Here is a 12,834-nt window from a genome sequence, read left to right as displayed (position 1 = left end):
GTCATTCTGCGAAATCGCTCGTGTTGATTCATCGCACTCCCCCTCAGTTGCCACAAAGAACTGGACGGATGTTCGGCGTGGGTTCGCGTTCCGAGAATGAGCGACGGCAGCTCACACTGCCTCTCCGACATTGCCTCACACGGGCGACACCTCAGCGGACTGCTGATTTTCGGCGGAAGACAGCACTCTCGAAGGAGGCTCACCGCCGGGAAGCCGTGACGCCGCGTCACCCGACCGACGCGGCCACGCTGATGCAGGATCTACGGCACGCGGCACACTCCACGGCCCTGGTGCATGCCGCGGGCCGGCCCGGCTCGGCCGGACAACAGTGGCCTGATGCGGCAGCGGGAACGTCCCGCCATCCCTGATGGATCAGCACGGGCGCGGTTCACCGGACAGGCGTCCGGCGCCCCGTCGGCGACGAGGGTCTTGCGCGCATGGCGGCACTGCCGCCGTCATTCCCCCCTCGGAACGGGCGCCGGCGGCTTCACGTCGCACGCCGGGTCGGCCGCGGCGGGCCGCTCAACGGTCCGTACCGCCGCGGCTCGCCCTCAGCGCGGCGGTCACCGCGTCCCGGTCCGCGCCGACGCTCACGAGGAGACCGGTCACCTGGGCTTCGAAACAGACATCCGCGTCGTAGGGCTCGATCAGGTACCCCCCGAGTTCGAGGGTGACGAGACCGTGCAGCGCGACCCACATCTGATGGGCCACGAGGAACGTGTCACCGGTGTCCAGCCTGCCCATCTCCATGCCGCGTTCCACCGCCCGCACCAGGACGTTCAGTGTGTAGCGGCCATGCTGACGGTCCTCCTCGGTCAGCGAGAAGCCTCCCAGGCCGGCACCGCCGAACATCACGCCGTAGAGGTGGCGGTGCTCCAGCGCGTTGCGCCGGTATGCCGCTCCGAGGGCGCAGATGTCCGCGACCGGGTCCGGCGACTCCCCCACGTCCCTCAGGCGCTGGTCAAGCAGTCGGAAACCCTCCTGAACCATGGCTCTGACCAGGTCGTTCTTCCCCCCGAAGTGCGTGTACACCGCCGTCGTGGAGGTACCCACCGCCGCGGCCAGGCGACGTGTCGAGAGCGCGGCGGGGCCCTCTTCCGCGAGCAACTGTGCCGCAGCCTCGAGGAGTTGCACGCCAAGAGTTGGATTCGCTGACCGTGGGCTCACCGTTGACATCCTCTCACGCCGGTGCGACTCTGGCGTAACGATGTTACGTAACAGTGATTTCATGAGGATGGACAGCGATGCCCACTCATCATCAGAACAGCACGTCACATCTGCTGAGCAGCGGTTACCAGCCGGTTACCGAGGAGGTGACCCTTCCCTTCCCGACGGTGCGCGGAAAGCTGCCCACCGAGCTCGACGGCACCTTCCTGCGGATCGGCCCCAATACGCTGGGCGGCCACGACCCGGCCCACGACCACTCCTTCGCCGGCGACGCGATGGTGCACGGCCTGCGGCTGTGCGACGGCCGGGCCGAGTGGTACCGCAACCGCTGGGTGCGCACGGACCGGGTGGCACGTGCCCTCGGTGAACTCCCCACGCCCGGACCGCGCCACGGCCTGTCGGACAACACCAACTGCGCCATCGTCCGGCACGCCGGGCACACGTATGCGCTCGGCGACGGCGGGGCACTGCCGACACGGCTCGGTGACCGGCTCGAGACGCTCGACCGGGTCGACTTCGACGGCACCCTGCCCCGCGGCTTCAGCGCCCACCCCGTCCTGGATCCGCTCACCCAGGAGATGCACGCGGTGGCGTACGAGCCGGGCCGCCCCGGCGTCGACCACCTGACGCTGGACGCGTCCGGCCGGGTGCGACGATGCGAGAACATCACGGTGAAGGACACCCCGATGATGCACGCCTTCTCGCTGACGGACCGTGACGCGATCATCTACGACCTGCCGGTCACCTACAGCGCCCGGGCGGCGGCCGCGGGCTCACGCGTCCCCTACGCGTGGAACGACGGCCACGGCGCCCGCCTCGGCGTGCTCCCCCGGGAGGGCGGGGACGCCGACGTGCGGTGGATGGACATCGCACCCTGCTTCGTCTTCCATCCCGTCAACGCCTACGGACGGGGCCGCCACATCATCGTCGACGTCATTCGCCACGAGCGCGCTTTCGATCGCGACCCCCTGCATCCCAGCGAGTCCTCGCCCACCCTGTGGCGCTGGACCGTGGACCGGGCCAGCGGCACCGTGACCGAAGCCCAACTGTCCCACCAGGTACAGGAGTTCCCTCGTATCGACGACCGGTACACGGGCGCCCCGTACCGCTATGCCTTCACGGTGGGTCTGCGCCCCGGTCAGGGCGCCGCACTCGCCGGACCCGCACTGCTGCGCCATGACCTCGTCACCGGCCGTGTCGACAGGCACGACTTCGGCGCGGGACGCGAAGGTGGCGAAGCGGTCTTCGTGCCGCGCGCCGCCGACGCCCCCGAGGCGGACGGCTGGCTGCTCGCTGTCGTCCACGACACCGCCACCGACCGCAGCGAACTCGTCGTCATCGACACCGCGGACTTCACCGGGCCGCCGGTCGCGGCCGTCCGCCTGCCGGTGCGCATCCCGCACGGCCTCCACGCACAGTGGACGGCGGCCGGCTGACGGCGCGTCACGCCCCTTGTCCACTGGCCTCCGCCAGAACGCCGAAGTGGTGCTGGCACTACGGCGCGGTCGCCGAGGAGCTGATGAGCTACCCGCCCGCGCACAGCCGAACTCCACGCCCGGCTCCTCACCACCTCGGCAGGGTCCGGAGGGACGGCATTTCGGCTCGTACCACTTCCTGACGAGGAGTCACGTCCGGACGCGGTCCGCGAGGTCACGGGCCGCACGCTCCCCGCGGCCGTCCTCCCGGCCCGTCCCATGCTGCCGTTCGCCCGGTGCAAGGACGTGCTGCAACGGGTGCGGCGCCGGCCGGGCACATATCGCGACGACAGGCCGGCGCGGCGGCCACCACCGGTTGAAGCGGCCGGTCCCACTACGAGGGCTTCCCGGCCGGCCGGCCGCCGTCATCAGCATCGGGGGCCGACGGACCACCGGGCTCTGCGTCGAGCACCTCGCCGAACCCGGTGAGTGCCAGCAGCAGCCGCAACCGCGTCCCCACGCCCCGGAGAACGAAATCCCGGCCGGCGCGCCGGGTGGTCAGCTTCAACCGGGCAAGGTGGTCAAGATCGGCCGCGCGCGGCTGAGCAACGGCGGACACGTCACAGACGACGACCGCGGCGTCCGGCCGGGCGGTCAGCAGCGCGGCCAGTTGGTCGGCAAGGAACGCCCCCGACCCAGACGGGAGCGAACGCAGGGCGAACGTCACGGTTTCCATACCGCGTCAGACGTCCGAGCGGGCCGGAACTCATCGGCACAGCATGACCAAGCTCGCGGACGCAGCTGCCCACTCCCGCACGGAATTCGGATGTTCGACAAAAAGACACGGTGGCACCGCCAGTGCGCGGACATGCGGAGCTGCCGCCGAGCCAGGCATGGGCACCACGCCGTTCAGTGGCGGTTCGCGTAACCGCTCGCCGAACCGGGACGGCGGATTTCTCCCCGCATTCCATCGGTCGCCCTGTCGATTCCGGCCGCGTCCCCTTCGTCGTAGGGATGACAGGCCGGGGCCGCCGCGGGACAGGCGGCCCCACCCCACCTCAGAAGAGGACCCGATGTCGCGCGACGCCGCCCTGCAGGCCTCCGCCCCGCTGCTGCTGGTGATCGACGCGGGTGCCGATCCGATCCCCGGCCCCTGGACGAGGGCGGCCGCCTGCCGGTTACGGCGCGAACTGACCCGGCGTCCGCCCGGCTCCGCCTGGTCCCCGGTAGGCCTGGGCGATGCCCAGCCACTGCTCGGCCCTGGTCCCCTCGGCCCGCACCGCGAGGTCAGCGTGGTGGCGGCGGCGGGAAACCAGCAGCGCGAAGTCGGCGGCCGGTCCTGTGACCCGGTCGACGGCTTCCTCCGGCCCGAAGGTCCAGGTGGTCGCGCCGGAGGGGGCGGTCAACTCGAAGCGGAACTCCTCGCTCGGCGGGACCAGTCCATGCGCCTGGTAGCCGAAGTCCCGGGTGTGCACGCCGAACCAGGCCAGGTGTCCGACCCGGTCGGTGTACTCCCGGCGTACGCCCAGCGCGTCCGCGATGTCCTGGCCGTGTGCGAAAACCTCCATCATGCCGGCCGCGGCCAGCACCGACGGCGGCAGGGGGTTGACCAGCCAAGGCACCGTGCCCTTCTGGTCGGCCGCCGCGAGCCCTGCCACTGAGGCGGCCAGCTCCTCACGCCAGCGTGCTCTCGCCGCCTGGGGACCCGCGGCGAGGAACTGGGCGAGCGCCGCGTCCACCGCCGCCTGGAAGCCGTTCCTGGCCTGCGCCGCGTACTCCGCGAAGCGCTGCGGGTCGCGCGCGGAAGTGGCGGCGAGATGGCAGACGAAAGCGAGGTGAGCGACCTGGTGCGCCACGGTCCAACCCGGGGCGGGCGTGGGCAACTGCCACTGCTGTTCGTCCAGGCCGTCGAGCAGCGCGTCGATCTCCTCGCCCTCGGCCACCAGATCCGCATATACGTCAAGGGTCTTCGTCATGGGCGGTCCTTCCGGGAAAACGGGGTTTCCTGCGCACGCCGATCACAGCGGCGAAACGAGTCTGTTGCCGGACCCGGCACTTGTCTTCTCGTCCGTTGCCCGGTCGGGATCCCCACGTCGGTGCGGAGCCCGACCGGCAGTCACGAAGATGCGCGGACCACCGCACCCACCCAGAATCGTCCACGCCACACGTACCCAAGCGCACTGACGTAGACCACCAGACGGCTTTCGCCGCGTCCGAGGGAGTCCGCCATGCCAGAGCCGGAAGGCCCGGAGTCGAGGAACGCAGTCCTCGAAGCCTTCGCCGACACGATCATCCCCGGTGAGAAGCGCCATCCGGACGACCGTGCGGTGGCCGGGGTGAGCGCGGGCGGGGGCGCGGTGGCGTCAGGCGTGATCGCCGTGCTCGAAACGCCCGAGGGCGGGATGGCCCCGGCACTCGACGACCTGGCCAGAACGCTCGACGAACACGCCGTCCGGTTCCGCACCGACCACGGGTTGCCCCCCGACGAGCGTGAGCCGTTCGTCGGACTCCGCTACGACGAACGGCTGGCGCTGGTCGGTGAACTGCTCGCGCCCGAACACCCGGAGCGCGCCATGTGGGCCGGCCTTGCGATGTTCAGCTTCATGGCCTTCGACACGGGTGCGCACATGCACACCGCGGACGCCATCGCGGCCGGCCACCCGGGCCTGGCAACCCTCGGTTTCGCCCCGCCCGGCGAGGACGGGCTGTGGCGCTTCCCGGCCTACTCCTACGGTCGGCAGCTGGCCGACATACACCCCGACACCGACCCCACCGGGAGCCCCGCGTGAACGCCACCGAAACCACGGATGTCCTGATCGTCGGCAGCGGCTTCGGCGGCGCGATCACCGCCTACCATCTCGCCGCGGGCGGGGCGCGGGTGACGGTACTGGAGCGCGGGCCCTGGTTGCGCGCCGAGGACTTCGACCACGATTTCAAGTTCGGCTCCTCGGCCACCCGCGTGTTCGACTTCGTGGTCGGCGACGGGATGAGCGTGCTCGGCGGCAACTGCGTGGGCGGCGGCAGCGTCGTCTACTTCGCCACCATGCCGCGCGCCCCGCGTTTCGTCTTCGAGCGGCACGGCTCCATCGGCCGACGGATGTGGCCGACCGTGATCGACCGCGACGCCCTCGAACCCTGGTACGACCGGGTGGCCGAGGCCCTGCCGATCACCTCCACCTCGTGGGACGAGGTGCCTTACATCGGCGGGGTCTTCGCCGCGGCGTGCAAGGCCGCCGGGCACACCGCGAACCCCTCGCCGTCCGCCGTGGACACCAGCCTGTGCACCAACTGCAACTGGATGATGTCCGGCTGCCGGTTCGACGCCAAGCGTTCCCTGCTGCTCAACTACCTGCCCGCTGCCCTTTCGCACGGTGCCGAGATCAGGCCTCTGCACGAGGTGCAGAAGATCACCAGGCTGGACACCGGCGGCTACCGGGTGCACTACAACACGATCCACGAGGTCGACTACCGGCAGCAGACAGGCTCCGGCGCCATCGACGCGAAGGTCGTGATCCTCGCGGCCGGCACCGCGGCCACCCCTGTCATCCTGCAGCGCTCCGAGGCCGAGCTCGGCACGATGCCGCACGCGGTCGGCCGCTACTTCTCCGGCAACGGCGAACGGCTGAACACCGCAGTGCTCGAGGAGGACAAGGTCAGGGAACTGCTCGGGCTCTCCCGCGACGAAGAGAACGCGTACGGCGCCTATCAGATCGGCCGCGGACCGGTCGTCGCGTCCTGGGACCGCCTCGACGCGGAGCTGCCCGAGTACGAGCGATTCTCCCTGGAGCAACTGTACTTCCCGCCCGGCTTCGGCACCATACTGGCGCAGGTCCCGGACGCGACGGGCCCGACCTGGTACGGGCCGGAGAAGAAGGAGTTGCTGCGCAAGTGGCGCTCCTGGCTGACGGTCTTCACCATGTCGGAGGACGACAACGAGGGGGTGTTCGGTCCGCCGCCGCCGACCGGCAACTCGGAGCGGCTTTCGCAGCAGTTGCTGGGCTTCGGCCGCCTGCGCTACCGGCCCACCGCGAACACGCTGCGGGGCTGGGAGGTCTCGGACGCGGCGGTCCGGCAGATCCTCGAGCACAACGGGCTGTCCCGGGTGATGCCGTGGACCAACGACGTGATCGGCGCGTACACCGTGCACCCGCTCTCGTCGTGCCGGATCGGCGACGACCCGGCGACCTCGGCGCTCGACGACCGGCACGAACTGCGCGGGCACCCGGGCATCTTCGTCACCGACGGCTCGGCCGTACCCGGGGCCCTGACGGTCAACCCGGCCTTCACCATCGCGGCACTCGCCGAACGGGCGGTGCCCGGGATCGTGCGCGCGCTGCGGGAACGCGGGGTCGATGTCCGCTACGGCGCGCCCGCGCCGGACGGCGGGGGCGCGGCCCGGCGCGGCACGGCTGCGGCCGCCCGCGCGGTCCTGGGGTGACCGGCGTGGCCCGGATCTCCGCGCGCGCCATGCGCGGACTCGCGCTCGCCCAGATCCGCCTTGTCACCCCGGTCCGGCCAGGCGACGCGGACGGGCTCACCGCCCAGGTGTACCGGCAGATGGAGCGGGAGTTCGGCGTACTGGCGCCGCCGGTGGCGCTGCACTCCCCCGCCCCCGAGGTGATGACGGCGGCATGGCTGATGCTCCGGGAGACGCTGATCGCCCCGGGCCTGGTCGACCGCGCGGTGCGGGAGGCGGTGGCCGCGGCCGTCTCGGCGGTGAACACGTGCCCGTACTGCGTGTCCGTGCACAGCGCCACGCTGCACGGCCTGGTCGGCGGCCAAGACGCGCGGACCATCGCCGCCGGACGGGTCGCGGAGGTGGCCGGGACGCGGCTGCGCGAGGCAGCGGTCTGGGCGACGGCGGCTGCCCTGCGGCCGCGGGCGGGCGAGGGCCCACACGTGCCCTTCACTGCGCAGGAGGCTCCCGAGTACGCCGGTGTGGCGGTGCTCTTCCACTACCTCAACAGGATGGTGAACACCTTCTTGGAGGACGCGCCGATGCCGGCGAGCGCGCCGCGGGCCGGGCTCGGCATGGTGCAGCGTGTGCTCAGCCACGTGATCCGCGGGGCGGGCCGGAGGATCGGCGAGGCCGGCGCCTCACTCGATCTGCTGCCGCAGGCGCCGGTGCCGGCAGACCTCGCCTGGGCCAGGCCGAACCGGACGATCGAGCAGGCCTTCGCGCGAGCCGCCGACGCGGTGGACCGGGCAGCGCGGGAGGTGGTAGCCCCGAGTGTCATGGACCTGCTTGACATGGAGCTCAAGGACTGGGACGGCCTGCCGCGCGGGCTCAGCCGCAGCTGGGTGGAATCCCCGCTCGCAGCGCTGCCGCCGGCCGACCGCCCGGCGGGCCGGCTCGCCCTGCTCGTCGCCTTCGCCTCGCACCAGATCGACGCCACGGTCGTCGAGGCCTACCGAAAGGACCGGCCGGACGACGCCGACCTGGTGGCGCTGGCCTCCTGGGCGGCGCTTTCCGCGGCCCGCCGGACCGGTAGCTGGTTGCCGGTGGGACTCGACGCGAAAGATGGGCATGGCGCCTGATCGCGAAGCTGGACCGTCCCGTTCCCGTGGTGGGCGGGGCGGCGCCCCGCGGCCCTGGCACGTCACCGGCCCTCCCCCTCACGCAGGTGAACCTCCCACCGGATGCCGCCAGACGTGACCCGGATCTCCTAGCTTCGCCGGGGTCGGGACGGTGGCGTGGAGACCGGTCATCTGCACAGGATGGCAACAGCGGGGGCCATGCAGGAGTCCGGGCGACTGCCGGGCATCAGCCGTCTGTAGTTACCTGTCAGTTGGGGTATCTCACGGAGCGATGCATTCCGAAAGGACTAGCCAGAGTTGCCGCTTCGGATCGTCGAACGGCTTACAGAGAAGCGGGTAACGGGTAGGTTCGGATCGTAGCTTGCTCACTGAGCCAACCCGGCCCGCCTGGTTTGGCGATAGGCCGGCAACTCGTTTCGGAGGAACCCGTGAGGGGCGTCGCTGCAAAAATGAGGGAACAACCGCCTTACTTCACGCAGCCCGTACACGTGAAAGACCTCTCACCCGCGGATTCTCCGCGGCTGAACGGGGTCGACGAGGCTCACGCGCAGCACCTTGCCGAAGTCTACTCATCACTGCCACCGATACTCGTTCACCGCCCCTCCATGCGGGTAATCGACGGAATGCATCGCGTCAGGGCGGCGGTGATACTCGGACTGGATACGGTCGATTCCCAGTTCTTCGACGGCTGCGAGGCCGAGGCATTCATCCAGTCGGTCACCCGGAACATCGCTGACGGTCTGCTCTTGTCGCTCGCCGACCGCAGGGCGGCCGTCCGCCGTATCCTCACCAGCTTCCCCTCCATGTCCGACCGGAGCGTCGCCGTCTACACCGGCCTCGATGTCGGAGTCGTAACCGAGGTTCGCCGGCATGCGGCTGCCGATTCACCGCGGCCGAACCTCCCCGTCGGCGGCGGTGGCATATTGCCTCCGCCGGCCTGCACCGCCGAGCGCGGACAGACCGCCAATCCCCTGGCCAACACCCCCGAGAGGCTGCTGAGACCGATTGCACAGGAGAGGGGGCTGCCATCGCTGGGCACCGCCCAAAGCGTTCGGGAGCGCCTGCGCAGGGAGGAGGAGCGGCCCCCCGACGCTCAGCCGCGCATGGTGTCCCCGCACACGCCCACTGCTTGGCACGCCCAGGTGCGCTCCGCCCGGCCCACGACGGCGCGCACGTCTCGGGACCTCTTGCGGATTCTGCGCAACAACCCGTCCCTCCGGGACTCGCAATCCGGGCGGGATTTCCTCCGCTGGCTCCACGGCCATTTCATCACCGATGATGCCTGGAAAAAACTCGTAGAGAACGTCCCTCCGCACTGCACGGAGACCGTGGCGGAAATCGCCATGAAGTGCTCGGACACCTGGCGGCGCTTCGCCGAGGAACTCTCGGAAAAGAAGAGGATCCATCCGGTGCCCGCGGGCCGTTCCCGCGGCTGAAGTCTTCGAAGGGGTATCCATGACCACCGCCTCCATGGAGATGGCAATCCTCCGGGTCATCAACGATATGCATGATCGCCTTGATCAGGACCTGACCATCGACGACCTGGCCAGGACTGCAAGGTTCAGCAAATTCCACTTCACCCGGGTGTTCCGGGAGGTGACCGGTATCTCCCCGGGACGCTTTTTGTCCGCGCTCCGCATCCAGGAGGCAAAGCGCCTTCTTGTCAGTACCGACCGCAGCGTGGCAGATATCAGCGCCCAGGTCGGGTACAGCAGTGTGGGGACATTCAGTTCACGATTCAAAGAATGCGTCGGTCTGCCGCCCAGCAGATTCCGAGAGCTGGACGGGGACTTCAGGAGCGTGAGCGCACAGCCGTCACGTGGGAGCGGCGCCGGGCCCGGTGCGGCCCCCTCCCTCTCCGTGCAGGGTCGCATCGTGCTGCCCGCGGACCGGCCCCTGGGCCAGGTCTTCGTCGGGCTCTTCGCGAGCCCCATACCTCAGGGCAACCCCGTTCAGTGCACCATCATGGACGGGCCCGGCCCGTTCGAACTGCACGAGGTCAGGCCGGGCACTTGGTATCTGCTGGCGGCCTCCGTTCCCTATGGAAGCCCGTCCGTCCTGGCCGGGCGCGGACGGGGAGCCTCGGAGAACCTTTCCGTTGGACGATACGGGCCCGTCACGGTCCGGCCCGAGGTGTTGCTGATGCCTGCCGACGTCGTCCTCCGCCCGGCGAGCCTGTTGGATCCGCCGGTGCTGATCGCCGTGCCCGGCAGCAGGGCAGCACGTACCACGTCCGGGGCAGCGAGCCGCCGGCGTGTGGCGGCCGCGATCAGTGCGCCCGTGCCACGGTCATCGGCAGCCGGTCTGTGACCGGTTCCTCCCCCGGCCGGCCCCGGGCGCACAAGCGGCCTCCGAGCCCGCGCCGCCGTTCGGCCTGCGGCTGAGCGCAACCTGATCGGCCTGATGATGCCCTGCCCGTTCCGGTCCGGCCGGCGACGGTCGAGCGGCCGCTGGGGACGGCCCGGTCCAAGGATGGTGCCGTCCCGGCGTGGCGACCGCGCCCGATGGCACCCATCGTCGTCAGCACAGCGGCCGGGCTCCAGCTCACCAGCCACGGCGGCTTGCCACCCGTGCGCGGCGCCGCCGGTCCAGCGCTGCGGCCGGCGGCTCAACGGCGGATGCCGCGAGCCCTCTCACGGCGCGAAACAGCGAAACACCGGCACGGCAGGGCCCGTTCCGTGACGTCGCCGCGACGGACCAGGTCCGCAGAGCTGCCAGGTGACGACCCGGATGCCGCGGCTCAGTCCTCCGCGGGTACGGACTGGCCCAGCTTGCGGCCTTCGCCGACGGGGCCGCGGTAGGCCTGCGCGACGTCCAGCCACTGCTCGGCGTCCTCGCCGGCGGCGGTCAGGGCGGTCGTCGTGGTGGCGGCGCCGGACGCCCAGCAGGCGGAAGTCCTGCGCGGGGCCGCTGATCGTCTGGGCGTCCTCTGCACCAACGCTCCACGGCTCGCCCGAAGATGCGGTGAGCTCGAAGCGGAAGGGCGCGGCGGGCGGGGTCGGGCGAGCCCGCCGTTCGCGATCAGGTTCGGACCATCGGACGGTGCGGAGACCTTCGCCGCGGCATGGGGAGATCGCATCTCGGAAGTGCCCTGTCGGTCGTACGTGCCCGAAGCGTGGAGACTCCCCGCGTGGCAGTCGCAGGGCACTTCCTCGTTCCCGGCAACATCACCGCCGGATATCGGCCGGTGGATCCGGGCTCAGCGGGTGCGGTGCACCAGGGCATCTTCATCGAAGACGACGCGGCCGCGCTCGTCGTACCGCAGCGGGCCAAGTGTGCGATCACCACCCGGCTGCCGCGTACGCAAGGGCATTCCCTCACGCTGCAGCAAGCGAGAGCCCTCCCGTCTCGGGGCGGAGCTGAGCAGGCGGTGTGCGTAAGCCGCGGACACCAGGGTCATGTGATGGTGCCATCCGGGGTAGGAACGCCCCTCGAAGTCGAGCAGGCCGACGTGCTCCTCCATGTCCCGCACCGCCCCTGCCGTGCGGGACAGCAATCCTGCCAAAGCGAGTACATCCTCCGTAGAGGTGTCCAGCATATTGGTGAGCCACAGCTGAGCCGAGCGGCCCTTCGCGCCGTTGCGCACCGCGAGCAGCCGGTAGGTGCGCAGGGTCGCTCCGGAACTCTGTTCGGGCACGTGCACGAAGCAGGACGTCACCGTCTCGGCGCCGAGGTGACCGATCCCGGCCACATCCTCGGTGCGGACCGGGAAGCCCGGGTCGCGATCATGGAGAGTGCAGGCCGACAGGAGCGGCCCGTGGAAGGAGGCGCTGACATGGCAGGGCGTCCTCGGGCAGCACCCGAGAATCTTGAGGTTTCCCGGCACGGCAGTGACGAACTCGCGCTCCATCAGGGCAAGTCGGCCGATCACCACGCTCGCACCGGATGAGCTGTCCAGGTCGGCCACAACAGGCAGTGGCCTCGACCGGGCACCTGCGGCGCCCGGGCCGGCCAGTTCCAGCACGTGCGTCGCGAACGGCCAGGCCCGCGCCTCGTCCGGTATGCGGGCGCGCGCCCGCCGCAGCGGATCCCTGGTCCACGCCCGGGGAAGCAACAGGCTCCAGTCCACCGGTAGAGCGGCGTCGTCGGACGCCAGGAAAGCCCCGACGCCCACCTGACAGGTCACCGAGCGCCCTGTGGAAGCCAGGTAGCGGCGGTGCACTCCGCAGGAGTGCTGCCCGCGCTTGCGCAGGATGGCCTGGTCGATCACCATCGCCCGCAAGGGCAGTTGCTGCTCGACCCAACGGGCCAGTTCCTCCCGGACGGGCATCCAGTCCCACGGGCTCGTGTTGATGAACTTCTGCAGCGACTGGGGGGCAGTGCGAGATTCCGAGGCCGCCGCGGCAATACGCCGCACGGACTTCTTTCCCGGCGCAGTGAGCAGCCCCTCCAGATAGATGTGCGCCCAGCGGCGTTGATCGGCCCTCGGCAGGTGCTCGAATAACCTCCGGGCGAACGCGGGCAGTGAGGCCTGCGTCAGAGTCCTGGCAGGCGTCTCCATGGCATCTCCCCCATCCTCGCAAGAGCAAGCATCTGCCGAGGTGCAAAAATAAAACGGGTACCCTCATTTTTCTAGTCCGCGACAGGGGCAGCTTCCCACTTCGCCACCTCGATACATGCCAAGAACCGACATAGCCGTATTCAACCACGCAAAAGTAAGCAAGTGGATAAGATCCGGTAACGGCGTTGCTGGTTCTCGAACCGGTGCAAAATT

General features: G+C 70.1%; 10 protein-coding genes and 1 pseudogene. 6 read left to right on the top strand and 5 right to left on the bottom strand.

Features of this window, described 5'->3' with window-relative positions; all coding sequences use genetic code 11:
• Positions 1-522: 522 nt before the first annotated feature.
• Complete coding sequence (locus tag ABZ823_RS08255; protein WP_361655400.1) at positions 523-1,134, bottom strand: TetR/AcrR family transcriptional regulator; 612 nt, start codon at positions 1,132-1,134, stop codon at positions 523-525.
• Between the two features lie 110 nt (positions 1,135-1,244).
• Here ABZ823_RS08255 and ABZ823_RS08250 point away from each other — a divergent pair, with 110 nt between their 5' ends.
• The gene (locus tag ABZ823_RS08250; protein ID WP_361655398.1) at positions 1,245-2,603 is read left to right on the top strand and encodes a carotenoid oxygenase family protein; all 1,359 of its coding nucleotides are present in this window, start codon (positions 1,245-1,247) and stop codon (positions 2,601-2,603) included.
• 373 nt (positions 2,604-2,976) lie between these two features.
• Here the strand turns inward: ABZ823_RS08250 and ABZ823_RS08245 are convergent, their stop codons facing one another.
• Positions 2,977-3,318, bottom strand: coding sequence for a hypothetical protein (locus ABZ823_RS08245; protein ID WP_361655396.1), 342 nt, complete (start codon positions 3,316-3,318; stop codon positions 2,977-2,979).
• A gap of 442 nt (positions 3,319-3,760) precedes the next feature.
• Positions 3,761-4,558, bottom strand: coding sequence for a TIGR03084 family metal-binding protein (locus tag ABZ823_RS08240; protein WP_361655393.1), 798 nt, complete (start codon positions 4,556-4,558; stop codon positions 3,761-3,763).
• Between the two features lie 252 nt (positions 4,559-4,810).
• On the opposite strand from ABZ823_RS08240, the gene ABZ823_RS08235 reads away from it, so the two are divergent.
• The 5 genes from ABZ823_RS08235 (at position 4,811) to ABZ823_RS08215 (ending at position 10,430) form a co-directional block, all read left to right on the top strand.
• The gene (locus ABZ823_RS08235; protein ID WP_361655391.1) at positions 4,811-5,371 is read left to right on the top strand and encodes a DUF5987 family protein; all 561 of its coding nucleotides are present in this window, start codon (positions 4,811-4,813) and stop codon (positions 5,369-5,371) included.
• The gene (locus ABZ823_RS08230; RefSeq protein WP_361655388.1) at positions 5,368-7,020 is read left to right on the top strand and encodes a GMC family oxidoreductase; all 1,653 of its coding nucleotides are present in this window, start codon (positions 5,368-5,370) and stop codon (positions 7,018-7,020) included. The genes ABZ823_RS08235 and ABZ823_RS08230 overlap by 4 nt, the downstream gene beginning before the upstream one ends.
• Positions 7,021-7,025: 5 nt before the next feature.
• Entirely contained in the window at positions 7,026-8,120 is a 1,095-nt protein-coding gene (locus ABZ823_RS08225) for a carboxymuconolactone decarboxylase family protein (protein ID WP_361655385.1), read from the top strand.
• A 605-nt stretch (positions 8,121-8,725) separates the two neighbouring features.
• Positions 8,726-9,556: a hypothetical protein gene (locus ABZ823_RS08220; RefSeq protein WP_361655382.1), complete on the top strand. Its 831-nt coding sequence runs from the start codon at positions 8,726-8,728 to the stop codon at positions 9,554-9,556.
• A 19-nt stretch (positions 9,557-9,575) separates the two neighbouring features.
• Entirely contained in the window at positions 9,576-10,430 is an 855-nt protein-coding gene (locus tag ABZ823_RS08215) for a helix-turn-helix domain-containing protein (protein ID WP_361655379.1), read from the top strand.
• A gap of 430 nt (positions 10,431-10,860) precedes the next feature.
• Here ABZ823_RS08215 and ABZ823_RS08210 read toward each other — a convergent pair.
• A pseudogene (locus ABZ823_RS08210) lies at positions 10,861-11,119 on the bottom strand (wyosine base formation domain-containing protein); the annotation flags it as partial.
• A gap of 200 nt (positions 11,120-11,319) precedes the next feature.
• Entirely contained in the window at positions 11,320-12,621 is a 1,302-nt protein-coding gene (locus tag ABZ823_RS08205) for a transposase (protein WP_361655376.1), read from the bottom strand.
• Between the last annotated feature and the right edge of the window lie 213 nt (positions 12,622-12,834).

It is taken from the genome of Streptomyces sp. NPDC047079 (genome assembly GCF_040643755.1).
Taxonomy (GTDB): domain Bacteria; phylum Actinomycetota; class Actinomycetes; order Streptomycetales; family Streptomycetaceae; genus Streptomyces.
The sequence above is the reverse complement of the archived record's forward strand: the minus strand, read 5'-3'. Positions and strand labels throughout refer to the sequence as shown.